Origin of the sequence: Allobranchiibius huperziae (assembly GCF_013410455.1) — a bacterium.
In the GTDB taxonomy this organism is placed as follows: domain Bacteria; phylum Actinomycetota; class Actinomycetes; order Actinomycetales; family Dermatophilaceae; genus Allobranchiibius; species Allobranchiibius huperziae.
This window is the reverse complement of record NZ_JACCFW010000001.1, coordinates 282,408-308,467: the sequence shown is the minus strand read 5'-3', so window position 1 is coordinate 308,467 and position 26,060 is coordinate 282,408. Positions and strand designations below refer to the sequence as shown.

24 protein-coding genes and 1 tRNA gene are annotated in these 26,060 nt (G+C 69.4%); 17 read left to right on the top strand and 8 right to left on the bottom strand.

Features of this window, described 5'->3' with window-relative positions; all coding sequences use genetic code 11:
- Window positions 1-153: 153 nt before the first annotated feature.
- Together HNR15_RS01480 and tadA are read right to left on the bottom strand one after the other, a co-directional pair.
- A complete protein-coding gene (locus tag HNR15_RS01480) occupies window positions 154-1,827 on the bottom strand; it encodes an APC family permease (RefSeq protein ID WP_179478525.1) in 1,674 nt (557 codons plus the stop codon).
- Between the two features lie 58 nt (window positions 1,828-1,885).
- Window positions 1,886-2,386: a tRNA adenosine(34) deaminase TadA gene (tadA, locus tag HNR15_RS01475; RefSeq protein WP_343048363.1), complete on the bottom strand. Its 501-nt coding sequence runs from the start codon at window positions 2,384-2,386 to the stop codon at window positions 1,886-1,888.
- A gap of 17 nt (window positions 2,387-2,403) precedes the next feature.
- Between tadA and upp the strand changes: the two genes are divergently transcribed.
- From upp to HNR15_RS01440, 7 genes are all read left to right on the top strand, one after another.
- Window positions 2,404-3,042, top strand: a complete 639-nt coding sequence (upp, locus tag HNR15_RS01470) for a uracil phosphoribosyltransferase (RefSeq protein ID WP_179478523.1) — start codon at window positions 2,404-2,406, stop codon at window positions 3,040-3,042.
- Window positions 3,043-3,179: 137 nt separating this feature from the next.
- Window positions 3,180-3,353 (top strand): hypothetical protein, encoded by a 174-nt coding sequence (locus HNR15_RS01465; protein WP_179478521.1) that lies wholly within the window; start codon window positions 3,180-3,182, stop codon window positions 3,351-3,353.
- A 6-nt stretch (window positions 3,354-3,359) separates the two neighbouring features.
- A complete protein-coding gene (locus HNR15_RS01460) occupies window positions 3,360-4,154 on the top strand; it encodes a PH domain-containing protein (RefSeq protein WP_179478519.1) in 795 nt (264 codons plus the stop codon).
- 61 nt (window positions 4,155-4,215) lie between these two features.
- On the top strand, window positions 4,216-4,788 hold the full coding sequence (gene def, locus HNR15_RS01455; protein ID WP_179478517.1) for a peptide deformylase: 573 nt from the start codon (window positions 4,216-4,218) through the stop codon (window positions 4,786-4,788).
- 34 nt (window positions 4,789-4,822) lie between these two features.
- A complete protein-coding gene (locus HNR15_RS01450) occupies window positions 4,823-5,677 on the top strand; it encodes an SMP-30/gluconolactonase/LRE family protein (protein WP_179478515.1) in 855 nt (284 codons plus the stop codon).
- A gap of 111 nt (window positions 5,678-5,788) precedes the next feature.
- Window positions 5,789-5,861 (top strand) — tRNA-Arg (locus HNR15_RS01445).
- Between the two features lie 557 nt (window positions 5,862-6,418).
- A complete protein-coding gene (locus HNR15_RS01440) occupies window positions 6,419-8,143 on the top strand; it encodes an MFS transporter (protein ID WP_179478513.1) in 1,725 nt (574 codons plus the stop codon).
- Between the two features lie 36 nt (window positions 8,144-8,179).
- Here HNR15_RS01440 and HNR15_RS01435 read toward each other — a convergent pair whose 3' ends face one another.
- Window positions 8,180-9,079 carry an NADP-dependent oxidoreductase gene (locus HNR15_RS01435; RefSeq protein ID WP_179478512.1) on the bottom strand — a complete coding sequence of 300 codons (900 nt, stop codon included), beginning with the start codon at window positions 9,077-9,079 and terminating at the stop codon, window positions 8,180-8,182.
- A 158-nt stretch (window positions 9,080-9,237) separates the two neighbouring features.
- Here HNR15_RS01435 and HNR15_RS01430 point away from each other — a divergent pair, with 158 nt between their 5' ends.
- The 4 genes from HNR15_RS01430 to HNR15_RS01415 all read left to right on the top strand — a co-directional run bounded on the left by HNR15_RS01430 (window position 9,238) and on the right by HNR15_RS01415 (window position 13,682).
- Window positions 9,238-9,447: an RNA polymerase sigma factor sigma-70 region 4 domain-containing protein gene (locus tag HNR15_RS01430; RefSeq protein WP_179478511.1), complete on the top strand. Its 210-nt coding sequence runs from the start codon at window positions 9,238-9,240 to the stop codon at window positions 9,445-9,447.
- Between the two features lie 32 nt (window positions 9,448-9,479).
- A complete protein-coding gene (locus HNR15_RS01425) occupies window positions 9,480-10,358 on the top strand; it encodes a Clp protease N-terminal domain-containing protein (protein ID WP_179478510.1) in 879 nt (292 codons plus the stop codon).
- 208 nt (window positions 10,359-10,566) lie between these two features.
- Window positions 10,567-11,325, top strand: a complete 759-nt coding sequence (locus HNR15_RS01420) for a beta-phosphoglucomutase family hydrolase (protein ID WP_179478509.1) — start codon at window positions 10,567-10,569, stop codon at window positions 11,323-11,325.
- On the top strand, window positions 11,322-13,682 hold the full coding sequence (locus tag HNR15_RS01415; protein WP_179478508.1) for a glycoside hydrolase family 65 protein: 2,361 nt from the start codon (window positions 11,322-11,324) through the stop codon (window positions 13,680-13,682). Before HNR15_RS01420 ends, HNR15_RS01415 begins: the two co-directional genes overlap by 4 nt.
- A gap of 33 nt (window positions 13,683-13,715) precedes the next feature.
- On the opposite strand, the gene HNR15_RS01410 is transcribed toward HNR15_RS01415, so the two are convergent.
- Both HNR15_RS01410 and HNR15_RS01405 read right to left on the bottom strand, forming a co-directional pair.
- The gene (locus HNR15_RS01410) at window positions 13,716-14,591 is read right to left on the bottom strand and encodes a thioredoxin-like domain-containing protein (RefSeq protein ID WP_179478507.1); all 876 of its coding nucleotides are present in this window, start codon (window positions 14,589-14,591) and stop codon (window positions 13,716-13,718) included.
- Window positions 14,592-14,610: 19 nt separating this feature from the next.
- On the bottom strand, window positions 14,611-15,411 hold the full coding sequence (locus HNR15_RS01405) for a thioredoxin-like domain-containing protein (RefSeq protein ID WP_179478506.1): 801 nt from the start codon (window positions 15,409-15,411) through the stop codon (window positions 14,611-14,613).
- 150 nt (window positions 15,412-15,561) lie between these two features.
- Here HNR15_RS01405 and corA point away from each other — a divergent pair, with 150 nt between their 5' ends.
- The 4 genes from corA to HNR15_RS01385 all read left to right on the top strand — a co-directional run bounded on the left by corA (window position 15,562) and on the right by HNR15_RS01385 (window position 20,250).
- On the top strand, window positions 15,562-16,632 hold the full coding sequence (corA, locus tag HNR15_RS01400; protein WP_218883869.1) for a magnesium/cobalt transporter CorA: 1,071 nt from the start codon (window positions 15,562-15,564) through the stop codon (window positions 16,630-16,632).
- A gap of 292 nt (window positions 16,633-16,924) precedes the next feature.
- Window positions 16,925-18,745 carry a phosphoenolpyruvate carboxykinase (GTP) gene (locus tag HNR15_RS01395; RefSeq protein WP_179478504.1) on the top strand — a complete coding sequence of 607 codons (1,821 nt, stop codon included), beginning with the start codon at window positions 16,925-16,927 and terminating at the stop codon, window positions 18,743-18,745.
- Window positions 18,746-18,863: 118 nt separating this feature from the next.
- Window positions 18,864-19,673 carry a siderophore-interacting protein gene (locus HNR15_RS01390; RefSeq protein WP_179478501.1) on the top strand — a complete coding sequence of 270 codons (810 nt, stop codon included), beginning with the start codon at window positions 18,864-18,866 and terminating at the stop codon, window positions 19,671-19,673.
- A gap of 4 nt (window positions 19,674-19,677) precedes the next feature.
- Window positions 19,678-20,250, top strand: a complete 573-nt coding sequence (locus HNR15_RS01385) for a YdeI/OmpD-associated family protein (protein ID WP_179478499.1) — start codon at window positions 19,678-19,680, stop codon at window positions 20,248-20,250.
- Here the strand turns inward: HNR15_RS01385 and HNR15_RS01380 are convergent.
- The gene (locus HNR15_RS01380; protein ID WP_179478497.1) at window positions 20,244-20,822 is read right to left on the bottom strand and encodes a histidine phosphatase family protein; all 579 of its coding nucleotides are present in this window, start codon (window positions 20,820-20,822) and stop codon (window positions 20,244-20,246) included. The genes HNR15_RS01385 and HNR15_RS01380 overlap by 7 nt on opposite strands.
- Before the next feature lie 31 nt (window positions 20,823-20,853).
- Here HNR15_RS01380 and HNR15_RS01375 point away from each other — a divergent pair, with 31 nt between their 5' ends.
- Both HNR15_RS01375 and cobF read left to right on the top strand, forming a co-directional pair.
- On the top strand, window positions 20,854-22,293 hold the full coding sequence (locus HNR15_RS01375; protein WP_179478495.1) for a cobyric acid synthase: 1,440 nt from the start codon (window positions 20,854-20,856) through the stop codon (window positions 22,291-22,293).
- Complete coding sequence (cobF, locus tag HNR15_RS01370; RefSeq protein ID WP_218883504.1) at window positions 22,290-23,066, top strand: precorrin-6A synthase (deacetylating); 777 nt, start codon at window positions 22,290-22,292, stop codon at window positions 23,064-23,066. Before HNR15_RS01375 ends, cobF begins: the two co-directional genes overlap by 4 nt.
- On the opposite strand, the gene kynU is transcribed toward cobF, so the two are convergent.
- Together kynU and bluB are read right to left on the bottom strand one after the other, a co-directional pair.
- A complete protein-coding gene (gene kynU, locus HNR15_RS01365; RefSeq protein ID WP_179478493.1) occupies window positions 23,050-24,294 on the bottom strand; it encodes a kynureninase in 1,245 nt (414 codons plus the stop codon). The genes cobF and kynU overlap by 17 nt on opposite strands.
- Window positions 24,291-26,057 carry a 5,6-dimethylbenzimidazole synthase gene (gene bluB, locus HNR15_RS01360; protein ID WP_343048362.1) on the bottom strand — a complete coding sequence of 589 codons (1,767 nt, stop codon included), beginning with the start codon at window positions 26,055-26,057 and terminating at the stop codon, window positions 24,291-24,293. The genes kynU and bluB overlap by 4 nt, the downstream gene beginning before the upstream one ends.
- Between the last annotated feature and the right edge of the window lie 3 nt (window positions 26,058-26,060).

Here is a 26,060-nt window from a genome sequence, read left to right as displayed (position 1 = left end):
GTCCGTCGAGCGCGGCGCCGCGAGGGCCTTTTACGTCTGCGGCCAGGGCTGCAGCACTGGCCACGGACGCAGAACGCCCACCCCGTCGTACGGCGGGGTGGGCGTTCTGCGTCAGTACGCGCGCCGGGAGACCCGGGGCGTGACCGTCGGCCGTCAGCCGGCCAGGGTCTCCTCCTCGATCTGCGCCTCACGCTGGGAGTCGGCGATGTAGCGGTCGACCGAGACGCGGGACAGGCGGGTGGAGTACGCCAGCGCCATGATCGCGGCGGAGAAGATGAACGTGACGATGAACGCGCTGCCGAACTGGATCACGTTGCGCCCACCGTCGTAGTTGCCGAGGTAGGACATCAGCGCCAGGCCACCGAGCCACGGCACGTACCAGAGACCGGACACCCAGTCCCACTCCGGCTGCTGGCCCCGCACGGCGTTGACGGCGTACATCACGCCGAGCAGCACGACACCGAGTAGTACTGCCATGAAGAGCTTCTCGTTGGTCTTCCAGCCGGTCCAGTAGACGATCAGGTTGGCCGACCAGAACGCGAGGAAGGCCAGCACGTGCGCTCCCGGCAGCCGGAACGAGCGCGGGTGGTCCGGCAGCTGCTTGCGGAAGGCCAGCAGCACCAGCGGTCCCGAGCCGAACGACAGCACGGTCGCGGAGGTGATGAAGCCGACCAGCTGCTGCCAGCTCGGGAAGGGCAGGAAGAGGATCAGCCCGACCACGAACGCCAGGACCATGCTGATGAGCGGTACGCCGTTCGACGTCGTCTTCGCCAGCGCCTGCGGCGCGTTGCGGTTGCGCGCCATCGCGAAGGAGATGCGCGAGGTCACCGTGGTGTAGATCAGGCCGGTGTCCGCCGGCGAGACCACCGCGTCGATGTAGAGCAGGGTGGCCAGCCAGCCGAGACCCAGCACGCTGGCGATGGCCGCGAGCGGGCCGAAGTCGTCGGTGAAGGACACCTTGGCCCAGCCGTGCGCGAGATCCGACGGGGAGAGCGAACCCACGAAGGCCACCTGCAGCAGGACGTAGATCACGGTGGTCAGCAGGACCGAGCCGATGACCGCGACCGGCACGTTGCGCTTGGGGTTGTCGGTCTCGCCGGCGAGCTCGATGCCCTGCCGGAAACCGAGAAAGGAGAAGACGATTCCCGAGGTCGAGATCGCGGTGAAGACCCCGTGCCACCCCTCGGGCCTGAAGCCGTGGGAGGTGAAGTTGTGGGGGGTGAACTTGGTGACCAGGAAGGCCACGATCACCAGGGTGATGATGCCGAGCTTCCACCACACCAGGACGTTGTTGACGCGGGCGAACCACCGCACGCCGAAGTAGTTGATGACCACGAAGACGGCCATCGCGATCACGGCGACACCGAGTCCCAGGCCGGTCAGGGTGTGGACGACGGCACCGTCGACCGTGTGCTTCTCGGTGAACGCCGCGTACTTGGTGGCGTAGGTGAGTGCGCCCTCGACCTCGATCGGCGCGACGGCCATGCACGCCACCCAGGTGATCCACCCGGTCATGTAGCTGGCGAACGACCCGAAGCCGATGTGCGGGAAGCGCACGACGCCGCCGGACAGCGGGAACATCGTGCCGAGCTCGGCGTAGCAGAGGCCGATCAGCAGGATCATCACTCCGCCGAGGCCCCACGAGATGACCGCGGCCGGCCCGGCTTCCTGCGATGCGTTGAGGGCACCGAAGAGCCACCCGGATCCGATGATGGATCCGACGCTGGCGAAGAGGAGGCCGACCACGCCGACGTGCCGCTTGAGGTGCGGATCACCGCCGTCGGCGGTGTTCGTCGTGGGTTCGGCGGCTTTGTTGGGGGAGGCCATGGGCCACCTTCCGGCCCGCTGGGGGCCTTGTCGATAGGAGTGCTATAACCGTCGCAGGCTACCGACCGCCCGCGCCGCGACGACGTCGGGACCGGAAGAAATCGGTCAGCAGCCCAGCGCACTCCTGCTCGCGTACGCCGCCCACACAGGTCACCCTGTGCGGCGACGGGTTGTCACGGATGACGTCCCACGCGCTCCCGCAGGCGCCGGCTTTCGCGTCGTACGCGCCGAAGACGATCCCGGACAGCCGCGACTGCATCACCGCGCCGGTGCACATCAGACACGGTTCGAGCGTCACCACCAGCAGGCAGTCGTCGAGTCGGTAGTGGCCCAGATGCGTTGCGGCAGCGCGGATCGCGAGCATCTCGGCGTGCGCGAGCGGATCCTTGTCGCCGACCCGCAGATTGAGCCCGGAGCCGATGACCTCGCCGTGCGGATCCAGCACCACGGCGCCGACGGGCACGTCGTCGGTGAGGAGCGCCTCGCGGGCGCGGAGCAGCGCCAGTCCCATCCACGCGTCGTACGGCGGCTCGGGAGCGCCAGGGAAGCCTGCCGTCACGCCGTAGAGTCTGGGCCATGCGTGTCCAGGTCGCCAATCACCCGCTCATCGCGCACAAGCTGACGTATCTGCGCGACGAGCGGACCGACAGCCCGACGTTCCGACGGCTCACCGAGGAGCTGGTGACGCTGCTCGCGTACGAGGCGACCCGCTCGGTGCGCGTGGAACCGTTCGAGATCAACACCCCGGTCTCCCCCGCCACCGGCATCAAGCTCTCGACGCCGAAGCCGCTGGTCGTGCCGATCCTGCGTGCCGGGCTCGGCATGCTGGAGGGGATGGTGCGACTGCTGCCGAGCGCCGAGGTGGGCTTCCTCGGGATGCAGCGCAACGAGGAGACCCTCGAGGCCATCACCTACGCCAACCGGCTGCCGGACGACCTGTCCGGTCGGCAGTGCTACGTGCTCGACCCGATGCTCGCGACCGGCGGCACCCTCGCCATGTCGATCCAGTACCTGGTCGACCGGGGCGCCGACGACATCACGGCGGTCACCCTGCTGTGCGCGCCGGAGGGCATCGAGGCCCTCGACGACCAGCTGCGAGAGCTGGACGTGCCGGTCACGCTGGTCACCGGCGCCATCGACGAACGGCTCAACGAGAAGGGCTACATCGTGCCGGGCCTCGGCGACGCGGGCGACCGGCTGTACGGCGTGGTCTGAGCCCCGCGACCACCTGGGCGCTGGTCGCGACACTCCCGGCGGCGGCAGACGGTGTCGTCACACGCGTCACTCCTGTCACACTGGCTCATGAATCGTGCCGCACGTCCCGTCGGCACCCACGCACTTCCGGAGGACCGATGGCCACCGACAAGGTGAAGAAGATCGTCATTTGGGCGGTCTTCATCTTCCTCCTCTACGCGATCTTCACCGACCCGGGCCACTCCGCCGGCATCGTGCACAACATCTGGAGCATCCTGCGGTCCGGCGTGCAGCACGTGGGCGACTTCTACCACGACATCCTGCACTCCTGATCGCACATGGACGGGGTCGCGTCGGGCGCCGAACGGGCGATGGGGCGCTATCTGCTCGACGGTGAGCGGATGGTGGTGGCGGTCCACCAGCACTGGTCCCGTGTCGCCGGGGTCGTCGCCGGCACGGTGGTCGGACTGCTGCTCGTCGTGGCGATCGCGCTGGTCACTCCGGCAAGCGCCGGGCTGGTCTCCGACCTCGCGTGGTGGCTCTGGCTGGCGCTGCTGGTCTACTGCCTGGTCCAACTGCTGCTGTGGCGCCACGACTGGTTCGTCGCAACCGACCGGCGCCTGCTGCTGACGTACGGCCTGGTGTCGCGCAAGGTGGCGATGATGCCGCTGGCCAAGGTCACCGACATGTCGTTCAACCAGTCGGTGTCCGCGCGGTTCCTCGGTTACGGCACCTTCGTCATGGAGAGCGCGGGACAGGACCAGGCGCTGCGGCAGATCGACTACATCCCCGACGCCGACCTGCACTACCGCTCCATCTGCGCCGAGATCTTCGGCGAGGAGGAGTCGGTCGACGAGGACAGCAACGAGCCGCAGCACCACCATCGCTCGCTCGACCCGGTCGACGCGACCGATCCGTACGGCATCCCGGTGCCCGTACGCCGGCCCGTACGTTCCGGTTTCGAGGACCGGCCACCCCCGGACTACGGCGCGAACCGTCGCCGCGTCGTGCGCGCCGCGACCGTGCTGTCCGACGACCCGGAGGCCAGCTGGTCGGTCAGCCGCGAGGACGCGCCGCCGCCCCAGCGCGTCCGCCCGCGCCATGACCGGCGCACGGACGACGACCGGCCGTGAAACACTCCTCGCTGCAACGATCCGCGCAGCGATGCAGCAACACCCCAGGAGTGAAAAAGGTATGGCGGTCCGGCCGATCACGATCATCGGGCACAAGGCGCTGCATCAGCCGACCCGGCGCGTCCGGGAGGTCACCGACGACGTGCGCGAGCTGGTGGCCGACATGTTCGACACCCTGGAGGCCGCGGACGGCGCGGGCCTGGCCGCGAACCAGGTCGGGGTGCGGCTGCGGATCTTCGTCTACGACTGCGCCGCTGACGACGACGTGGTCCAGCGCGGCGTCGTGATCAACCCGGTGCTGGAGAAGGGCACCGTGCCTCCGGGCGATCCGGACCCGGGCGAGCTCGAGGGCTGCCTCTCGGTGCCCGGCGAGCACTTCCCCACCGCGCGCTCGGATTGGGCGCGGGTCACCGGCACCGACCTGGACGGCAACGAGGTCGTCGTCGAGGCGCAGGGCGGCACGCTGGCGCGTTGCCTGCAGCACGAGACCGACCACCTGGACGGCAAGCTCTACGTCGAGCGCCTCACCCCGACGTACCGCACGCAGGCCCGCGACGCGGTCAAGTCCCGCGGGTGGGAGTCCGCGCGGATCACCAAGTGGGATCCGCTGCAGCAAGAGGCCGAGGACGTCTGACCGGTATCGCAACGGCCCGGCATAGGGTGCGGGCATGCGCGCCCAGGAGATCTCCGCACCGCACGCCTTCCACGCCGAAGGGCCCTGCTGGGACGTCGACTGGGGCGGGCTGAAGTACGTCGACATGCTCGCCGGCGACGTCCTGTCGCCTCGCCCGGACGGCGGAGTCGACCGGGTGCACGTGGGCAAGGTCGCCGCCGCGCTGCGACCCCGCGGAGCCGGCGGCGCGATCATCGCCACCGAGCGCGGCTTCGCCCTCGCGAGCGCACCGGACCTGTCCGACGTGCAGCAGATGCAGCCGCTGTGGAGCGACCCGGGCATCCGCTTCAACGACGGCGGCTGCGACCCGATGGGCAACTTCTACTGCGGCACGATGGCCTATGACCAGACGCCCGGCGCGGGTTCCCTGTATCTCCTCACCTCCGACGGGCTCGCGTCGCAGGTGATCACCGACCTCACCGTTTCCAACGGGATCGGCTGGACCGGTCTGGGAGACAGGGGTTTCCACAACGACACCCCGACGCGGGTCGTGTCGACCTTCGACTGGTCGCCGGACGGGATCACCGACCGCCGACCGTTCGTCACGCTGCCGGAGGACCTAGCCGGCGACCCCGACGGACTGTGCGTCGACGAGCAGGGCGGGGTCTGGGTCGCCCTCTACGGCGGCTCCGCGGTGCACCGCTACTCCCCCGAGGGTGAGCTCGACCACGTCGTCGAACTGCCGGTGACCAACGTCACCGCGTGCACCTTCGGCGGCGACGGGCTACGCACGCTCTACATCACCACCACCAGGGAGAACGTGCCCGACGGCGAACAGCCTCTGGCCGGAGCGGTATTCGCCTGCGAGCCCGGCATCGGCGGTCTCCCTGCCCGGCCGTTCGCAGGCTGAGGCATCCGGCGTACGCCGATGGGTGGTCGGCGGGCCGCCGATTTCCGCTGTCGAGAGCGAGCAGGTAACGTACCTCTCCGGTGAACGGGCCGTCCTGACGCGCCCACACCAGCACCCGTAGCTCAACGGATAGAGCATCTGACTACGGATCAGAAGGTTGGGAGTTCGAATCTCTCCGGGTGCACGCTGTGTTGAGACAGTAGAACGGCCCCGATCGCGTGAGAACGCCGGTCGGGGCCCTTTCTTTCCGCGCGGGCCAGCGGCGCTGCGGTCATCTTCCTGCACTGGGCGGCGGGTTCAGGTGGCTGGCGTTTTCAGGCGGCTTCGGACGAGGATCGCTCCGGTGGGCTTCCGCTGCGTGGCTCGGTGCGTGGGGCATCGGCCGCGCGGTCACTTTCCTACGCCGGCTGGCGGCAGCCAGGTGGGGTATCGGCCGCCCGGTCACTTTCCTACGCGGCGGGCAACCCGGTAGCGGCCGGCGGGGCGAGCGTGCCCTTCCAGGCGCCTGAAGGCGTCACCGGACCGCGAAACCGGCCCACCCGACCGGGCGATGAGGTGGGCTATGGGCACGGCGGTCACTTACCTGCACGCGCGTACGGCAGCCCAGTGGGTTATCGACCTTGCGGTCACTTTCCGATGCCTACGGACGACGCCACACCGAACCGTGACCTCGATGTGCTTGACAGTCAACGGCTTTGCGCGGACTGTGAGGTGGCTCACACCTCGACAGATAGGGCTCCAATGGCCTCGTCCAGCGCAGCATCCCCCGCCGCACGCTCGGCACCCCGCACCGGCAACCCGCTCGTGCACCGTCAGTTGGCCAAATACCCCGCTACCGGGCAGCGGATCGCCTACCTCGCGATCACGGTGGCCGCGACGGTCGTCCTCTACTACGAGCTCTACATCCCGGGCGCCGTAGCGACGCAGATCATCACCAGCTTCAACATCAGCTTCAACCAGTTCGTCTTCATCTCGGTGATCGGCAACCTGGTCGGTGCGTTCGGCTCGCTCGCGGCGGGCCTCGCCGACCGGTGGGGCCGGGCCAATCTGGTGGTGGTCGGGCTCTTCCTCACCGGCCTGCTCGTCACCTTCGCGCTGCCCCACGCGCCGAACGGCACCGTCTATCTGCTCGAGTTCGCGGTGCTCTCCCTCGTCGAGGGCATGATCCTGGTGGCCACCCCGGCACTGATCCGCGACTTCTCCCCCCAGCTCGGACGAGCGTCCGCCATGGGCTTCTGGACCCTCGGCCCGGTGCTCGGCTCCCTGATGGTCACCGAGGTCTCCAGCCACACGCTGGGATCGCACCCGGACTGGCAGTTCCAGTTCTACGTGTGCGGCATCGTCGGGCTGGTCGTGGCGGTCATCGCGCTGCTCTTCCTGCGCGAACTGTCCCCCGGCCTGCGCGACCAGCTGATGGTCTCGATGCGTGACCGGCAGCTGATCGAGGCGCGCGCGGCCGACGTCGACGAGACGCAGGTGCATCAGGGCCAGTGGCGTCAGATGATGAAACTGGACGTCGTCGGATCGGCGTTCGCGATCAGCATCTTCCTGATCTTCTACTACATCGCCGTCGGCTTCTTCGTCGTCTACTTCGCGACGATCTTCGGATACACGCCCGAGCGCGCCAACTCCCTGGCCAACTGGTACTGGCTGCCCAACGCCATCGCCCTGGTGGTCGCCGGGTTCATCTCCGACAAGCTGGGCGTGCGCAAGCCGCTGATGATCGTCGGCTCGGTCATCAGCGTCATCGCTCTGGTCGTCTTCGCCATGAAGGCGACCTCGTCGGGCACGTCGTACGAGACCTTCCGCACGCTGCTCATCATCATCAGTGCCTCGCAGGGCATGACCTACTGCGCGTGGATGGCCTCCTTCACCGAGACGGTCGAGAAGCACAACCCGGCCGCCACGGCGACGGGTCTCGCGACGTGGGGCTGGACACTGCGGATCATCGTGTGTCTGACACTGATCGGGTTCGGCGCGGCGCTCCCGGCGACCTCGGTCCTGGTCGACAAGGGTGCCAAGGTGCAGGAGCTGGCGGCGGAGTACAAGACGCAGCTGGGGACGGTGAAGGGCATCACTCCAGCCAATCTGGCTGCGCTGGAGAAGGATCCGACGTCACCGAGTGCCGGGGCGGCCGCCGTGGGCGACCTGGTGAAGTCCGGGGCCGCGAAGTCCCCGGCGGACGCCGTGGCCCAGCTGAAGTACCTGGGCGCCCACCCGATCAAGGCCGCCGACTCGGCGTTCCTGCAGAAGAACGGCGACAAGGTGCAGAAGGCGGCGAAGGACAGCCCCGGTCAGTGGAAGCGGTGGTGGCTGATCTGTGCGCTGGCCGATCTGCTCTTCATCCCGTTCGTCTTCCTCATGGTCGGCCGGTGGAGTCCGCGCAAGGCGCGCGAGGACGCCGCCCGGCACGAGGAGTTCGTGCAGGCCGAGATGGCCAAGCTCGAAGGGGCACGCACCGCCTGAATAACGAAATGAGCGCGTGAAGAGGCCGGTTCGTCGTCACACCGTGATGACGAACCGGCCTTTCGCATGTCCGGCCCGGCTGGCGTCCTGGGCGTCGGCGGCCTGCCCCAGCGTGAACGTCTGCTCGACGGGAAGGCTGAACTTCCCCGCCTCGAACAGCTGCGCCGCCTCGGCGTACGCCGCCTCCTGGGCGGAGCCGGACGTGGAGACCTTCGCGCCCTTCTCACCCGCGCCGAAGTCGGCGATGGACAGCACCTTCTGCGGGTCGCCGGTGAGCTCGATCAGCTCGTCGATCACCCCGGAGCCCGCGATGTCGAGGGCCGCGTCGACCCCGTCCGGCGCGAGAGCGCGCACCCGCTCGACGAGGCCGTCGCCGTACGTCGTCGCCGTCGCACCGAGCCCGCGCAGGTAGTCCTGGTTCTTCTCGCTGGCGGTGGCGATCACCGTGATACCCCGGTCGACAGCGAACTGGATGACCGATGAGCCGACGCCCCCGGACGCGCCGCTCACCAGGAGCGTCTGGCCGGTCTGGATGCCCACCTCCCGCAGGATCCGCAACGCGGTCTCGACGGGCACGGGGTAGCCGGCGGCCTCCTCGAAGGACAGTCCCTGCGGCTTCGCGGACCAGTGATCGAGGACCACCCGCTCGGCGTACGCGCTCGCCCCGGAGCCGAACACTGCATCGCCCACCGCGACGCCTTCGACGCCCTCGCCCACCTCGTCGACCACGCCGGCCGCGTCCGCCCCGGATCCGGCGGGCAGCTGCAGGGGCATCAGGTCCTTCATGTAGCCCTCGCGCATCTTCCAGTCCATGGCGTTCACCCCCGCAGCTCGCGTCGCGATCCGGATCTGCCCCGGTCCTGCGTGCGGATCGTCGACCTCGGTGACCGAAAGGACTTCAGGGCCGCCGTACTCGGAGAACTGAACAGCTTTCATCGCATTGCTCCTCCTGTCGCGGCGCACCGCTGTGGACCGCGGAGCGCTCCCCCGGTGCAACCTCCGGTCACCTCTCGTTAGTCCCCCCCTCGAGCCGGGTCGAGAATCTGTCGTCAATAATTGTTGACAGATGCGCCGGTGTCATGTTTAGTTGACGCATGGACACGACTCAGGACCCGGCCGCCGCGGCCGCAAGCACCAATCCGGCACAAGGTCTAGCCGCGATCCGCGCATTGCGGACGCTGGCCGATCGACTGGAAGAGGTGCAGGTGCGCAATGCGCGGGACCAGGGCTGGAGCTGGCAGGCGATCGCCGACGTCTTGCACGTCAGCCGCCAGGCCGTCCATCAGAAGCACGCTCGGAGTTGAGCTGCTTTCCACCGATTTTGAAGGAGCACAACATGTTTCACCTACGAAACTCTGATGTCGGCATCGCCATGATGCAGGCCCACGACGTGGCAGCGGAGCTCGGACACTCCGAGGTCGGCCCCGACCACATCCTGCTCGGACTCACGACCAACCTGCGCTCCCCCGTGGCGCCGTTGCTCGCCGAGCACGGACTCACCTATCCGGCGGCGAGGGACATCCTCACCGCCCAGCACAGCGGGGAAGCAAGTAATCCTGACAACGACAGCGACGACGATGGTCCGCAGACCGCGAACCTGGACGACGACCGGGACGCCCTCGCCTCGATCGGCATCGACCTAGACAAGGTGACCGAGGCGGTCGGCGAGGCGTTCGGTGAGGACATCACCCGCGCCTGGGGCCGGCGCCGCGAGCGCGCCGAGCGTGACGTCCGCCGAGGGCGGGGCGGCCCGGACGACGCTCGCCGTGGGCGGGGCGGTCCGGACGACGCCCGCCGTGGGCCTGGTCCGGACGAGGCGCCCCGACCCGGCGGATTCGGTCGGTTCCCGAACCCCGAGTGGTTCGCGGACTTCCCGGACTTCCAGGAGTTCAACCCGTTCGGCGGTCCACGCGGCCGCGGACGCCGGGGTCCGCAGAGCCGCCGGTTCGGCCGTGGGCCTCGCCCGTCGGAGGCGACCGTGCGCATCTTCCGTGACCTGCGAGCGCAGGCACAGGAGGCGCGCGCCACGGCGCACGAGGACGACCGTCAGTCCGGTCGCGCACAGTTCCACGCGATGTTCCGCGCCGAGCACATCGTGCTCGCCATCCTGCACTCCGACGATCCGGCGACCCGGGCGATGGTGGCCGCCATGACGGACGTGGACCGCCTACGCGCCCAGTTGCACGAGCGACTGGCGGCCGATCCCGCCGCCTGACCCCGCACGACAGGTCGGCCCGCCGCCACGACATTGACGACGGGCCGACCTGTCGCATCTCCATCGAGTCACGCTGGGGCGCCTTCGAGGTTGGGCCCCTGCGCCACGGGTACCGATGTTCTGGCACTGCTGCGGGTCGCCCACTCCGGGAGGCTCCACCGCAGTAACCTGCGACGGGGTCTGACCACCCCGCGAGCGGAGGACCACCATGCTGGGTTTGCCAGAGAACATCACCACGTGTCTCTTCGACCTGGACGGTGTCCTCACCGACACGGCGAGCGTGCACCGCACGGCGTGGAAGGAGACGTTCGACGCGTTGCTCAAGGCGCGCGACGGTGACGGCTACACGCCGTTCGACATCGCCGGCGACTACAACGACTACGTCGACGGCAAACCGCGCGAAGACGGTGTCCGCGACTTCCTGAAGTCCCGCAACATCGACCTGCCCGACGGCAGCCCGGACGACCCGCCCGACGCGAACACGGTCTACGGGGTCGGCAACCGCAAGAACGATCTGGTGCAGGTCGCCATCAAACGCGACGGCGTGAAGGTCTACGACGGGTCGCGGCGCTACCTGCAGCAGGCGCAGGCGGCAGGCCTGCAGCGGTACGTCGTCTCGTCGTCGGCCAACACCGAGATGGTGCTCGACGTGACCGGTCTGGCGCAGTACGTCGAAGGTCGCATCGACGGCAAGACGCTTGCGCAGCAACACATCAAGGGCAAGCCGGCGCCCGATTCCTTCCTCGCCGGCGCGAAGCTCGCCGGTGCGCCGCCGGCGCAGTGCGTCGTCTTCGAGGACGCCACGTCCGGCGTTGCCGCGGGCAAGGCCGGCCACTTCGGCTACGTCGTCGGCGTGGACCGGGTCGACCACGCGCAGGAGCTGCGCGAGCACGGCGCGACCGTCGTGGTGAAGGACCTGTCCGAGTTGCTGGATTCCACGTCGACCGATGGAGATGCACCCGCGTGAGCACCGACTACGAGGGCTTCGTCGTCGAACCCTGGAGGATCCGCGAGATCGGCATCGCACCGGACAACTTCGCGCAGGCCGAGTCGATCTTCGCGCTCGCCAACGGCCACATCGGCGTCCGCGGCAACCTCGATGAGGGCGATCCCGCCGGGCTGCCCGGCACCTACCTCAACTCCTTCTTCGAGACCCGGCCCCTGCCGTACGCCGAAGCGGGGTACGGCTACCCCGAATCGGGACAGACGGTCGTCAACGTCACCAACGGCAAGCTGATCCGGCTGCTCGTCGACGACGAGCCGTTCGACATGCGGTACGGCACCATCCGCCACCACGAACGCACCCTCGACCTGCGCACGGGCGTGCTCACCCGTGACGTGCTGTGGGAGTCACCGGCGCGCCGCATCATCCGGGTCCGCTCCAAGAGGCTGGTCTCCTTCACCCAGCGCTCCATCCTGGCGATCTGGTACCAGGTCGAGGCCGTGGACAAACCGCTGCGCGTGGTGATCCAGTCCGAGATGGTCGCCAACGAGGAGTTGCCGGTGACCTCGGCCGACCCCCGGGTGGCTGCCGCGCTCGAGCGCCCACTGGTCTCCGAGCAGCACCTCGCCGGCGTCACCCGCGCGCAGCTGATCCACAGCACCCGGCGCAGCGGGTTGAGGATGGCGGCCGCGTGCGACCACGAGCTGCACGGCGATCATGACTACGAGCCCAACACCTTCATCCAGCCGGACTGGTCGCGGATGACCCTCGGTGCGCACCTCGACCCGGGCGAGACGCTCGGCCTGACCAAGTTCGTCGCCTACGGCTGGTCCTCCCAGCGCACCCTCCCGGCGTTACGCGACCAGGTCGACGGCGCGCTGTCGGCGGTCGTGAACACCGGCTGGGACCAATTGGTCGCGGAGCAGGAGGGCTACGTCCAGGAGTTCTGGGACGGCGCCGACGTGCAGGTCGACGGCGACGAGACCGTCCAGCAGGCAGTGCGGTTCGGCCTGTGGCACGTGCTGCAGGCAGGTGCCCGCGCCGAGGGCCGCGCGATCCTCGCCAAGGGCCTCACCGGACCTGGTTACGACGGGCACGCGTTCTGGGACACCGAGCAGTTCGTCCTGCCGGTGCTGACCGCCACCGCTCCCCTCGCGGCACGAGACGCGCTCACCTGGCGCCAGTCGATCATCGACCTCGCGTCGGAGCGGGCCACCACGCTGAAGCTGCACGGGGCGGCGTTCCCCTGGCGCACCATCCGCGGCCAGGAGTGCTCGGCGTACTGGCCGGCGGGCACGGCCGCGTTCCACATCAACGCCGACATCTCCGTGGCGGCCGCGCGCTACGTCTTCTGGACCCAGGACGAGGAGTTCGACCGCGACGTGGCGCTGCAGCTGCTCGTGGAGACCGCCCGGCTGTGGACCGACCTCGGCTACCACGGCGACGACGGCAAGTTTCACATCGACGGCGTCACCGGCCCGGACGAGTACTCCGCGGTCGTGGCCGACAACACCTACACCAACCTGATGGCGGCGCTGAACTTCCGCTACGCCGCCGACACCGCCGAACGCTGGCCGCAGGAGGCCCTGGCCCTCGGTGTGATGAAGCGCGAGATCGCCACCTGGCGCGCCGCCGATGAGGCGATGGCCATGCCGTACGACGTCGAACGCGGTGTGCATCAACAGGATCGAGGCAGCACTGAGCGCGAGGTGTGGGACTTCAAGGGCACGGCGAACAACAAGGACTATCCGCTGCTGCTCAACTATCCCTACTTCGACATCTACCGCAAACAGGTCGTCAAGCAGGCGGATCTGATGCTCGCGATGCACTGGTGCGGCGACAACTTCACCCTCGAGGACAAGGCCAAGGCCTTCGCGTACTACGAGGCGATCACCGTGCGCGACTCATCCCTGTCCGCGTGCACCCAGGCGGTCATCGCCGCCGAGGTGGGCCACCGGGAGCTTGCGCACGACTATCTGACCGAGGCCGCGCTGATGGACTTGCGCGACCTGGAGCACAACACCGGAGACGGCGTGCACGTCGCGTCGCTCGCGGGTGCGTGGCTGGCGCTGGTGTGTGGTTTCGGCGGGATGCGCGACCACGGCGGCAAGCTGTCGTTCGCGCCCGCGTTGCCGAAACGGTTGTCCCGACTGGCTTTCGCGATCCGGTGGCGCGGTTGCAAGGTGCGCGTCACCGTGCACCCCGACCACGCGGTCTACGAGCTGGAGGACGGCGTGCACGGCTACACCGAGCTCTCGCACTACGGCGAGATGTTCACGCTCACCACCGATGAACCGGTCACCCGGGACATCACCCCGGTGCAGCCGATGACCCCCCGCCCGACGCAACCGGCCGGCCGGGAGCCCATCACCAGCGAGTGACAGAGCGACCACGGGTGTCGCCCTGTCACCGATTCAGTTCGCGGTACCGCCCGGGTTCGGCACGGTGCCGCCGTCGAGGGCGGCGATCCCGCCGGTGCCGGTCGGCACTCCGTCGACGGGCGAGCCGTACTCCGGGGTGTACTTCTGGCTGTTGCGGAAGGTGTCGACGAACTTCTGCATCCGCGGGTCGGTGGGGCTGCTCACCCGCAGTTGGTGACCCCACGACGACAGCACGATCGGCGACGGCAGCGAGTTCGAGGCCCACGGGGTCAGGTCGATGTAGCGGTTCTTCTGCCCGGTGATGCCCTGCTGCTCCAGCGCCGGCTCGGCGATGAGGGACTGCTTCGTCACGAACGCGACCAGCTGATTCACCTCGGACGTCGGCAGCTTGGGGTCGTAGGTGATCCAGATCGCCCCGTGCTCCAGGTTGTGCACGGCGCGCTCGTTGGGCACCGGCTTGGTGTAGATGCCGGCGTTCATCCAGGTCGCGTTGTGCGGGCCGCCGATCGGCGGCGTTACGGCGTACGCCACGGGTCCGGGGACGTGGTCGTGTCCGACCGTGCCCGAGTTCGGGGTGCCCGACGCGGGGTAGCCGGCGGTATTCCAGGCGAGGACCCCGGAGATGCCCGAGTCGTCCTTGACCTGAGCCGGTTTCGGCTGCGTCGTCGTCTGACCGGTCACCGCGGACGGCAGCACCTGCCTGCCGTACTTCGGCACCCCGGATGCACCGGTCGATGTCGTACCGCTGCTGCCGCTCGAGCGGGTGCCCAAGTAGGTCGCGACGCCACCGATCACGACGATCAGCACGACCGCGATCACCACCGGGATCAGCCACCCGGGGCGGGACTTCTGTTGCTTCTTCAGCGCCGCCAGTTTGGCGGCGCGGTCGGTCGACGTGGGATCAGGCATGTGCTCGATCCTAGGTCGGTCAGTTCTTGGTGCCCGACGGGTTGGGCTGCACACCGCCGTACCGCGCGGCGACGCCCCCGGTCCCGGTCGGTATGCCGTCCACCGGCTCGTTGGTCTCGGGGCTGTAGGGCTTGCGGTGCCGGAAGGTGTCGACGAAGCGCTGCATCCGCGGGTCGGTGGCACTGGTCACGCGCAACTGGTGCCCCCACGACGACAGCACGATCGGCGAGGGCAGCGAGTTCGAGGCCCACGGCGACAGGTCCATGAAGCGGTTCGCCTGACCGGAGACCTTCACGCCGCCCTGACCCTTCGGCTCGGGGATCAGGCTCTGCCGCCCGACGAAGGCGACCAGCTTCGCGACCGTGCTCTTCGGCAGCTTCGGGTCGTAGGTGATCCAGATGGCACCGTGCTCCATGTTGTGCACGGCGCGCTCGCTGGGCACCGGCTTCGTGTAGACACCCGCGTTCATCCAGACGATGTTGTGCGGCCCACCGGCGGGCGGCGTCATCGTGTAGGTCACCGGTCCACGGACGTGCGACAGGTGCACGGCCTTCCCGTCCTGGGTCGCCAAGGTCATGTACTGCCCCTGATCCCACGCGAGGACGCCCGGGATGCCGGAGGTGTCCCGCACCAGCCGCACGGGGTCCTGGATCGTGCGGACGCCGATGGGCGTGCTGGGCAGCACCTGCTTCGTCGCGGCGGGACCGTCGTCACGGGTGAGCCACCACCCCAGGGCCGCGGCGATCAACAGCACGACCACGACCACCCCGGCGACGACGGCGATCCGGGTCCTGCGGGCGGACTGCGGATGCGTGGTCATACCGCACCCTAAGCACGGGCAGCGCCGTATGGGCGGCCGCGCAGCCTCGCGCACTACAGTCGGGCCGTGTCCACCTGGAGGTCCCGGATCCGTACGCGCCCGGCGCATCACGCGCCACCGGTGTCGACGCAGGACGCCCCCGAACGGGTCCTGCAACCTGACCGCAACTCCCTCGGCACGTCGCATCCGGAGGGCGTCGAGGGGACCGTCGTGGAGCGCGCCATCTATCTGCACGGCGTACGCCAGGACAATCCGCACAGCTTCCGGGCCGTCGTGCACCGGCTCGCCGAACCCGACCAGGCCGTCGCATGGGTGGGGCTGGCGAACGCTGCGCCCGAGGAGATCGAGCAGGTCGCGCAGATCTTCCACCTGCACCCGCTGGCTGTCGAGGACGCGATCGTCGCGCACCAGCGACCCAAGATCGAGCGCTACGACGACACGCTCTTCGTGGTGCTCCGGCCGGCGACCTACGACGACGACACGGAGACCGTGCATCTCGGCGAGCTGCACCTGTTCATCGGACCGGACTTCGTGGTGACTGTCCGGCACTCCGACGAGCCGCGACTCGCGCCGGTCCGGAAGCGGATGGACAACGACCCGCACCTGATGGCACTCGGGCCCGAGGCGGTGCTCTACGCGGTCCTGGACTTCGTGGTCGACGGTTACGCCCCGGTCATCGCCGGTCTGGAGAACGACATCGACGAGATCGAGGAGCAGGTCTTCGAGTCCGACCCGGCGGTGTCACGGCGTATCTACGAGCTGTCCCGCGAGGTGCTCGCGCTGCAGCGGGCGACCAAGCCGCTGCTGGACATCCTCGAAGCACTGAAGAGGGGCCACGAGAAGTACGGCGTCGACGAGGAGCTGCGCCGCAACATGCGCGACGTCGCCGACCACGCGACCGGGGTCGTGGAGCGCGTCGACGGCTTCCGGCAGACGCTGATGTCGATCCTGTCGCTCAACTCCACCCTCGTCGCGCAGACCCAGAACGAGAAGATGACGCGGCTGGCAGAGACGGCCAACCAGCAGTCCGACCGGGTCAAGTCGGCCTCCTCTTGGGCGGCGATCCTCTTCGCTCCCACCGTGATCGCGGGCATCTACGGGATGAACTTCGACAAGATGCCCGAATTGCACTGGTACTGGGGATACCCCATGGCCATCGGGTTGATGGTGCTCACCTGCACCACGATGTACATCGTCTTCCGCCGCCGCGACTGGATCTAACCGACCTGTTCCCCCGACCGAAGAAGTCGGATTTTGTTGATTCGACGGTGCATTGCGTCGGCTTCGTCGAGACCCCCCGCGGGAAAGCGACACAGGTCACCGAACGTGTGACGGGGGTCACATCTGAGCCGTCTTCGCCCGTTGGGCGGCCCGCTCGGGGCCGGGTTACGTTCGACAGCACCGCATCCGCCCGGCGTACGACGCCGCGCAGCCCGACCGCTCGGTCGACGCGCCATGGCCCCCGTGCGATGCGGTGTACGAACCGCGACGAACACCTACGAAGGACGGTCACATGACTTTGGACGCACCCGAAAAGTCCGGCACGACGCACGCAGGACTGGCGAGGTGGGTCGCCGAGGTCGCTGCGCTGACGACCCCGGACGAGGTGCGCTGGGTCACCGGCTCCGCCGACGAATGGACCGAACTGACCGACAAGCTCGTCGCCGCCGGCACCTTCACCCGGCTCAACGAGGACATCAAGCCCAACTCCTTCCACGCGGCGAGCTCCCCCGAGGACGTCGCACGGGTCGAGGAGCGCACCTTCATCTGCAGCCGCGAGGAGAAGGACGCGGGGCCCACCAACAACTGGATGGACCCGGAGCAGATGAAGGACCTCATGCGCGGCCTCTACCAGGGGTGCATGAAGGGCCGCACGATGTACGTCATCCCGTTCGTCATGGGTCACCTCGAGGCCGACAGCCCGATGTTCGGTGTGGAGATCACCGACAGCGAGTACGTCGTGGTCTCGATGCGCGTGATGGCGCGCTGCGGCACCAAGATCCTGGACCGCATCGAAGAGCTCGGCGACGCGGCCAAGTACGTGCCGGCGCTGCACTCGCTCGGCGCCCCGCTGGCCGACGGCGAGCAGGACGTGAAGTGGCCGTGCAACGAGGAGAAGTACATCGTGCAGTTCCCCGAGGAGCGCACGATCTGGTCCTACGGCTCGGGCTACGGCGGCAACGCGCTGCTGGGCAAGAAGTGCTACTCGCTGCGGATCGCCTCGGCGATGGCGCGCGACGAGGGCTGGCTGGCCGAGCACATGCTGATCCTCAAGCTCATCTCGCCCGAGCAGCAGGTCTACTATGTCGCGGCCGCGTTCCCCAGCGCCTGCGGCAAGACCAACCTGGCCATGCTCAAGCCGACCATCCCCGGCTGGACGGTGGAGACCCTCGGTGACGACATCGCCTGGATGCGCTTCGGTAAGGACGGGCGCCTCTACGCCGTCAACCCCGAGTTCGGCTTCTTCGGTGTCGCGCCGGGCACCAACGAGCACACCAACCCGCACGCGATGACGACCATCAACAAGGGCAATTCGGTCTTCACCAACGTCGCGCTCACGGACGACGGCGACGTGTGGTGGGAGGGCCTGGAGAACGAGCCCGCGCACGCGACGTCCTGGAAGGGCGAGGACTGGACGCCGGACTCCGGCGAGCTGTCCAGCCACCCGAACAGCCGCTACTGCACCCCGATCGAGCAGTGCGACATCCTCGCGGACGAGTACAACGACCCGCAGGGCGTGCCGATCTCGGCGATCCTCTTCGGTGGCCGCCGCAAGACCACGGTGCCGCTGGTGACCGAGTCGCGCGACTGGCTGCACGGCACGTTCATGGGCGCCACGCTGTCGTCCGAGACCACCGCGGCCGCCAAGGGCGAGGTGGGCGTCGTACGCCGCGACCCGATGGCGATGCTGCCGTTCATCGGCTACAACGCCGGCGACTACTTCCAGCACTGGGTCAACCTCGGCAAGGACGCCGACGCCACCAAGCTGCCGAAGATCTTCTACGTCAACTGGTTCCGTCGTGACCAGGACGGTGGCTTTCTCTGGCCGGGCTTCGGGGAGAACTCCCGCGTGCTCAAGTGGGTCATCGAGCGCATGGAGGGCAAGGCCGCCGCGGTCGAGACCCCCATCGGTCACGTGCCCACCCCGGAGTCGCTGGACGTCGAGGGCCTGGACATGACCGCCGCCGAGCTGGAGGCCGCGCTCGCGGTCGACCCGGAGGAGTGGAAGGCCGAGATCCCCCAGATCGAGGAGTGGTTCGCCAAGTTCGGCGAGACGCTGCCGACCCAGCTGCAGATCGAGCTGGACGGTCTGAAGGCCCGCCTCGGCCTGTAGTCGCAGGTCGTTCTTCCATCGAGCGGAGTGGTCCGCGCGCGAGTGCAGGGGTGACGTCCCCGCCTCTCGACGCCGGACCACTCCGCTCGATGTCGGTAGGGCGACTTAGGGTTGCCTTATGAGCCCGAAGAAGCCGCGTCGTCAGCACGTCCTGGAAGTCGTCGCCCGCGAGCAGGTCACGCCGCACGTCGTCCGCGTGCGGTTCGGCGGAGCCGACGTCCGGGCGATGGCCGCCGAGCGCCCCGACGCGACCGACAGCTACCTCAAGCTGCTCTTCCCCGACCCGGCCCTCGGCCTCGTCCCGCCGTACGACCTGGACGAGTTGCCGCGCGAGCACCAGCCCGTGCGGCGCACCTACACCATCCGCACCTGGCACGCCGACGGCACCATCAGCGTCGACTTCGTCACACACGGCGACCAGGGCATCGCGGCGCCCTGGGCGATGCGTGCGCAGCCCGGTGATCTGGTGGCCGCGAACGGGCCGGGCAGCGGCTACCGGCCGAGCGGTACGGCGTCCTGGTACCTGCTGGTCGGCGACGACTCGGCCCTACCGGCGATCAGCGCCGCGCTCGAAGCACTGCCGACCGATGCCCGCGGACAGGTGGTCGTGGAGGTCGACGCGGCTGCCGACGAGCTGCTACCGCAGACCCCGGCCGGAGTCGCCGTGCAGTGGCTGCACCGCGACGGCGCCACCCCCGGCGAGGGGTCCCTGCTGCCGGACGCCCTACGTGCCCTCGACTGGCCGACCGATGGCGTCGAGGTCTTCGCGCACGGCGAGCGGGAGTCGATGAAATCGTTGCGGGACATCCTCTTCCGCGAGCAGGCACTCCCCCGGGAGTCGGTCAGCCTGTCGGGCTACTGGGCGTTCGGACGCACCGAGGACCGCTTCCAGGCCGAGAAGCGCGAGCCCATCGGACAGATCGGCTGACGCCATGGCACTCGAGCGTCCCCTCGTACGGCTGAGAAACCATGCGGAGGCGCTCCGTTGGTTCACCGAGCACCAGCACGACACCGACGCGGTCTTCATCGCGATCGGCAAGAAGGGCGGGTCGGTGCCCACCCCGACGTACGACGAGCTGGTCGAGCTCGCGCTCATGCACGGCTGGATCGACGGGCAGGCGGGCCGCTTGGACGACGACTGCTACCGGCTCGCGTTCTCACCGCGCCGGGCGCGCAGCCCGTGGTCGCAGATCAACCGACGCAAGGCCGAGGCACTGATGGCCGCGGGTCGGATGACCGCGACCGGCCTCGCGGCTGTGGAAGCGGCCAGGGCGAACGGTCGGTGGGACGCGGCGTACGCCGGCCAGAGCGACTTCGAGCTGCCTGATGACTTCCTCGAGGCGCTGGCCGCGAACCCGCGGGCGGAGGCGTTCTTCGCCACGCTCAACCGGACCAACCACTTCGCGGTCTACTACCGGATCAACGACGCGAAACGACCCGAGACCCGGGCCCGTCGGATCGCCGCGTTCGTGGAGCAGTTCGAGCGCGGCGAGGCAATTCACTGACGCGGCACCTCGACGGTGTGCACGCTGCCGTTCTCGATGGGATCCCACTGCACTTCGCGGTGGCTGCGAGCGGCCAGGACGGCGCGGGCCACCCGGATGGTGTCGCCGTGGCTCACGATGACCAGATCGCGCACCCGCGGCGAGGTGGCGCGCAGCTCACGTGCCGCGAACCGGCGGAACCGTGCGGCGACGTCCTGCGTGCTCTCGCCTCCGGCCCACCGCACCTCGCTCACGTGCTCGCCCGGTGGCGTGGGCTCCGGGTGCAACTGGTCGACCGTGCGCCCCTCCATCATGCCGAGATGCTGCTCGCGCAGCGCCTCGTCGTACTGCACCGGCACCCGCAGAGCGCGACCGATGAGCTCAGCGGTGCGGGCGGCGCGTACGAGGTCGCTGCTCCACAGCACGACGCGGCCGTCGACCCGTCGCATGAGCGTCTGCGCAGCGGCAGCCGCCTGCATCCGGCCGAGGGGGGTGAGGTCGGGGTGGACCGTCTGACCCTGGATCCGGTGGGCAAGGTTCCAGGTCGACTCCCCGTGCCGCACCAGGTGCACCCGTAGGGTCTCGGTCGGCATCGGCACAACCGCAACTGTAAGGTCGGCCAGCGTGGCAGGTCTGCTGGTGGCGGGAACGAGCTCGGACGCCGGCAAGTCCCTGGTCGTGACGGGGCTGTGCCGCGCATGGGCACGCGCGGGGGTGCGCGTCGCGCCGTTCAAGAGCCAGAACATGTCCAACAACTCGATGGTCTGCGTGGACGGCGCCGAGATCGGCCGCGCGCAGTATCTGCAGGCGCAGGCCGCCGGCGTCGAGGCGTCGTCCCTGCACAACCCGGTGCTGCTCAAACCCGGCTCGGACCGGCGCGCGTTCGTGGTGCTGCGCGGTCAGCCGGCCGGTGAGCTCGCTGCGGGCGAGTACGCGACGGGCCGGGCGCATCTCGCCGAGGCGGCGTTCGCGGCGTACGCCGAGTTGGCGGACTCGGTCGACCTGGTCGTGTCCGAGGGCGCCGGGTCGCCCGCCGAGGTCAATCTGCGTGCCGGCGACTACACGAACATGGGTCTCGCACGGCGCTTCGACCTGCCCACCGTGGTGGTCACCGACATCGACCGTGGTGGCGCGCTGGCCGCGACGTACGGCACCTGGGCGCTGCTGGACGACGCCGACCGCACGCTGTTGCGGGGGTACGTCGTGAACAAGTTCCGCGGTGACGCGTCGGTGCTCGCGCCGGGCCTGGACGTCGTCACCGAACGCACCGGGATGCCGTGGCTCGGGACCATCCCGTGGCTGGAGGACGTGTGGCTGGACGCCGAGGACGCGCTGTCCGTCGGCCGCTCGATGCCTGCGGATCCGAACGCGACCCTGGACGTCGCGGTGGTCCGGTTTCCCCGCACCTCCAACGCCACCGACGTCGACGCGCTCGCCGCCGAGCCAGGGGTACGGGTGCGCGTGACGAGCGATCCCGCGGTGTGCCGCGACGCGCACCTGCTGGTGCTGCCGGGGTCTCGCGCGACGGTGTCGGACCTGGGCTGGCTACGCTCGCGAGGGCTCGCCGACGTGGTCGCCGCGCGGGTCGCGGACGGTCGTCCGGTGCTGGGGGTCTGCGGCGGTTACGAGATGCTGGGCGAGACCATCGACGACCCGGTCGAGTCCGCGGCGGGAGTGGTGACGGGCCTCGGACTCCTCTCGGCGACAACGACGTTCGGGATGTCGAAGGTGCTGGCCCGATCCCATGGTTCGTGGCAGGGATGGCCGGTCGAGGGGTACGAGATCCACCACGGCGTCGTGGCGGCGGCCGACACGTTCCCCGGGGGTACGCGAGAAGGTTCGACCTACGGCACGATCTGGCACGGCACGCTGGAGGGCGACGACTTCCGGCGTGCGTGGCTGACCGAGGTGGCGGCGGCCGCCGGCTCGTCGTGGGCGCCGGTCGCGGTTGCGCCGTCGTTCGCCGCACGACGTGAGGCGCAGATCGACGCTCTCGCCGATGCCGTGACCGAGGCCCTCGATCTGGACCGGCTGCTGGCGATCGCCCAAGAGGCGGGAGCATGAGTGTGCGCCGGGTGCAGGTCATCGGCATCGGCGCCGGGTCGCCCGAGCACCTCACCCAGCAGGCGATCGCCGCGCTGAACGAGGTCGACGTCTTCCTCGTGGCCGAGAAGCGCTCTGCCACCGACGAACTCGTCGCGCTGCGCAAGGCGATCTGCGAGCGGTTCATCGATCCCGCGCATCCGTACCGGTTCGTGACGGTGCCCGATCCGACACGCGGCGTGGACGCCGACCGGGCCGACGCGGCCTACGGCGAGGCGGTCCGTGACTGGCACGCCGCGCGCGCCGACAGGTACGCCGATACGATCGACGCGCTGCCGGAGGGAGCCGTCGTGGGATTCCTCGTCTGGGGCGACCCCGCGTTCTACGACTCCACGATCCGGGTCGTGCGCAGCATCGGTGAGCGAACGGCGCTTTCCGTCAACGTGATTCCCGGCATCTCTGCCTTCCAGGCCCTCGCGGCCGCGCACGGCATCGTGCTGCACGAGATCGGCGAACCGGTGCACATCACCACCGGACGTCGACTTGTCACAGAGTGGGCACCGGGCCTCGGCACGGTCGTGGTGATGCTCGACGGCCACCTCACGTGCCGTGATCTCGTGCCTCTCGCGCCCGACCTGCAGATCCACTGGGGCGCGTACGTCGGCATGCCGCAGCAGGAGCTTCGGGCCGGGCGCCTCGCCGATGTGATCGACGAGATCACCGGGCTGCGTGCCGCTCTGCGCGAGCGGCACGGCTGGGTGATGGACGTCTACGCGCTCACGTCACCGCGGTGAGCTGCGGCTCGGGGTGGGAACGCCACTCCTCGCCCTCGAGCACCGCGCGGAGGGCCACGACGCTGTCCCAGACGTCCTCGAAGCGCAGGTAGAGCGGCGCGAACCCCAGTCGCAGCACGTCAGGCGAGCGGAAGTCACCGTGCACGCCACGCTCCATCAGTGCCCGCACCACCTGGTAGGCGCGCGGGTGGCGCAGCGAGACCTGACTCCCGCGTCGGCCGGCGTCCCGTGGGGTGACGACCTCCAGGTCGAAGCCGCCGCACTCCTGATCGACCAGTTCGATGAACAGCCCGGTCAGCGCCTCGCTCTTGCTCCGCACCTGTGCGATGTCGAGCTCGGCGAACATGTCGAGACTGACCTCGAGCGGCGCGTAGGAGACGATCGGCGGAGTGCTGATGCGGAAACGCGAGACCCCTTCTCCTGGCTCGTAATCGGTGACGAAGGCGAACGGCGCCTTGTGCCCGTGCCAGCCCGATAGAGGTTGCTGCGCCTCCGCTTGCAGCCGCGGTGCGACGTAGACGAACGCCGGACCGCCGGGGCCGGCGTTGACGTACTTGTACGTGCAGCCGATGGCGAAGTCGGCATCGCAGCCGGCCAGATCCATCTGCACGACTCCGATGCTGTGGCACAGGTCCCAGACCACGAGGGCGCCCGCCGCGTGGATCTGCTCGGTGATCGCCTGCATGTCCAGCAGCTCGCCCGTGCGGTAGTCGACGTGACTGAGCACCACGACGGCGACGTCCGGGGTGAGCATCTGCTGCAGGTTGCCGCGGTCGGCGTCCATCAGCTCCAGCCGGTGACGACCGGTCCACGCGGTCATGCCCTGCAGCATGTAGAGGTCGGTGGGGAAGCTGCCGGCCTCCGAGAGCACCACGGCCCGGTCCGGGCGCATCCCCAGGGCGGCGCCGACCGCCTTGTAGAGGTTGATCGAGGTGCTGTCGCCGACGACGACCTGGCCATTCCCCGCACCGATCAGCGGTGCGAGCCGATCGCCGACGGTCAGCGGCTTGTCGAACCACCCGGCGGTGTTCCAGCTGCCGACCAGCCCCTGGCCCCACTCGGTGGCCACGACCTCCTGCACCCGGGCCGGCACGTCCTTGGACATCGCGCCGAGAGAGTTGCCGACGAGGTAGGTGACGCCCTCGGGCAGCACGAACCGGTCGCGTACCGCGGCCAGCGGGTCCTGGCGGTCGAGCTCCTGACAGTGCGACAGATCGAGCGAACTCACTGCGGTGTCCCTTCGAGGTCGGATCGGTGCGGATCGAGCACATTCTCGACGGTACGCGCGGCGAGACTGCGGATCTTCAGCCCCTGCAACAGCATCGATGCAGCGAGGCAGCCACCGACGCCCTCGCCCGCGCGCAGCCGCAGGGTGAGGAGCGGCTCGAGTCCGAGCTCGCGCAACACGGCCGCGTGGGCGCGTTCGCGGGACTGCTGCCCCGCGACGAGATAGGCCTGCACGGAGGGTTCGAGTCGCACGGCCAGCAGCCCGGGCAACGATCCGCAGAGCCCGTCGAGCACCACGGGTGCCCCCGCATCCGCGGCACCGAGCACCACACCGGTGAGGACCGCGAGCTCGGGGCCGCCGAGCATCCGCAGCGCGGCAAGGGCGTACGACGGTGCGTCGGCTGCCGCGCCGATCGCGGGCCGCGCGCGGGTGAGCGCGGCCTCGACGACGTCCGCCTTGCGCGCCACGATCGCGGCGTCCGACCCGGCGCCGAGCCCGACGGCGTCCCGCGGATCGACGTGGATGAGCGCACAGACCAATGCCGCTGCGATCGTGGTGTTTCCGACACCCACTTCGCCGAGCACGACCAGGCCGTCGGTCGCGGCGGAGCGGCCGATCCGACGCCCGGCCTCGAGCAGTCGCTCGACGTCGGCGGCTGTCAGTGCGTCGGTGGTGCACAGGTCGCCGCGATCGTCGAGTGGACGGGAGGACACGGCGCCGGTGATGGCAGCCCCGTCGACGCCCGCGTCGACGACGACCAACCTCAACCCTGCGGCGGTCGCTGCCGCGGCGCCCACCGAGCCGCCCGCCAGCGCGGCCGACACCACGTCGTGGGTGACGTGAGCGGGGTACGCGCTGACGCCGAGCCCCGCGACAGGGTGGTCCGCCGCGGCGAGCACGAGGGTGCCTCCGGACAGACCGCCGGGCGCGAGTGCCTGAACCCGGTTGAGCACCCGGTCGAGCAGACCCAGCGACTCGGGTGGCGAGAGCAGCTCATCGGCGGCGTCGGTCGCCGTCACCAGGCGGTCCTGCGCGGGGCCGCGGACGTGCGACACCGGCGCGTCCGGGGAGCCCGACGACGGCCACCGCTCGTGGATCACGATGTCCTGCAACGGCGTACGCCGCGACCAGGCGGCACGCTCCAGCCCCGGCGACGTCGGCCGCTCGTCGGGCCAGCCCAGGCAGAGCCAGCCCAGCGTGTCCACCCCGGTGGGCAGGTCGAGCAGCATCGCGAGATCGGTGGGCTCGAAGAGCGTCACCCAGCCCATCCCCAGACCATGCGCGCGGGCGGTGAGCCACATGTTCTCGATCGCGGTGGCACAGGACCACAGGTCGGTGTCGGGGAAGGTGGCGCGACCGAGCACGCCGGCGGCCGGCGTACGGCGGTCGCACGCCACGACGATGCCGACCGGCGCCTCGCGCAGACCCTCGAGCTTGAGGTCGAGCAGCCGCGCGGCGCGGTCCTGCGTCAGATCCGACGCCTGCGCCAGCCGGGCGCGATCGGCCAGGTGTGCGGCGCGGTCGCGGGTCGCCTGGTCGCGCACGACCATGAACCGCCACGGCTGGGAGTGCCCGACGCTCGGAGCGTGGTGGCCCGCCTCCAGCACGGCAGTGAGCAGCTCTTCCGGGACCGGGTCGGGCCGGTAGCGACGGATGTCGCGACGGGCGTCGATGACATCGCGCAGCGCGTCCGCGACGTCGGCGCCCATCGCCCATCCGGTCGGGTCGGCGCCGCGACGCCGCGCGCTGGTCGTGTCTCCCACTAC

Coding starts and splice junctions, on each gene's coding strand:
- HNR15_RS01480 (WP_179478525.1), bottom strand. CDS start 1,827: ATGGCCTCCCCCAACAAAGCCGCCGAACCCACGACGAACACCGCCGAC.
- upp (WP_179478523.1), top strand. CDS start 2,404: ATGCGTGTCCAGGTCGCCAATCACCCGCTCATCGCGCACAAGCTGACG.
- HNR15_RS01465 (WP_179478521.1), top strand. CDS start 3,180: ATGGCCACCGACAAGGTGAAGAAGATCGTCATTTGGGCGGTCTTCATC.
- HNR15_RS01460 (WP_179478519.1), top strand. CDS start 3,360: ATGGACGGGGTCGCGTCGGGCGCCGAACGGGCGATGGGGCGCTATCTG.
- def (WP_179478517.1), top strand. CDS start 4,216: ATGGCGGTCCGGCCGATCACGATCATCGGGCACAAGGCGCTGCATCAG.
- HNR15_RS01450 (WP_179478515.1), top strand. CDS start 4,823: ATGCGCGCCCAGGAGATCTCCGCACCGCACGCCTTCCACGCCGAAGGG.
- HNR15_RS01440 (WP_179478513.1), top strand. CDS start 6,419: ATGGCCTCGTCCAGCGCAGCATCCCCCGCCGCACGCTCGGCACCCCGC.
- HNR15_RS01435 (WP_179478512.1), bottom strand. CDS start 9,079: ATGAAAGCTGTTCAGTTCTCCGAGTACGGCGGCCCTGAAGTCCTTTCG.
- HNR15_RS01430 (WP_179478511.1), top strand. CDS start 9,238: ATGGACACGACTCAGGACCCGGCCGCCGCGGCCGCAAGCACCAATCCG.
- HNR15_RS01425 (WP_179478510.1), top strand. CDS start 9,480: ATGTTTCACCTACGAAACTCTGATGTCGGCATCGCCATGATGCAGGCC.
- HNR15_RS01420 (WP_179478509.1), top strand. CDS start 10,567: ATGCTGGGTTTGCCAGAGAACATCACCACGTGTCTCTTCGACCTGGAC.
- HNR15_RS01410 (WP_179478507.1), bottom strand. CDS start 14,591: ATGCCTGATCCCACGTCGACCGACCGCGCCGCCAAACTGGCGGCGCTG.
- HNR15_RS01405 (WP_179478506.1), bottom strand. CDS start 15,411: ATGACCACGCATCCGCAGTCCGCCCGCAGGACCCGGATCGCCGTCGTC.
- HNR15_RS01395 (WP_179478504.1), top strand. CDS start 16,925: ATGACTTTGGACGCACCCGAAAAGTCCGGCACGACGCACGCAGGACTG.
- HNR15_RS01390 (WP_179478501.1), top strand. CDS start 18,864: ATGAGCCCGAAGAAGCCGCGTCGTCAGCACGTCCTGGAAGTCGTCGCC.
- HNR15_RS01385 (WP_179478499.1), top strand. CDS start 19,678: ATGGCACTCGAGCGTCCCCTCGTACGGCTGAGAAACCATGCGGAGGCG.
- HNR15_RS01380 (WP_179478497.1), bottom strand. CDS start 20,822: ATGCCGACCGAGACCCTACGGGTGCACCTGGTGCGGCACGGGGAGTCG.
- cobF (WP_218883504.1), top strand. CDS start 22,290: ATGAGTGTGCGCCGGGTGCAGGTCATCGGCATCGGCGCCGGGTCGCCC.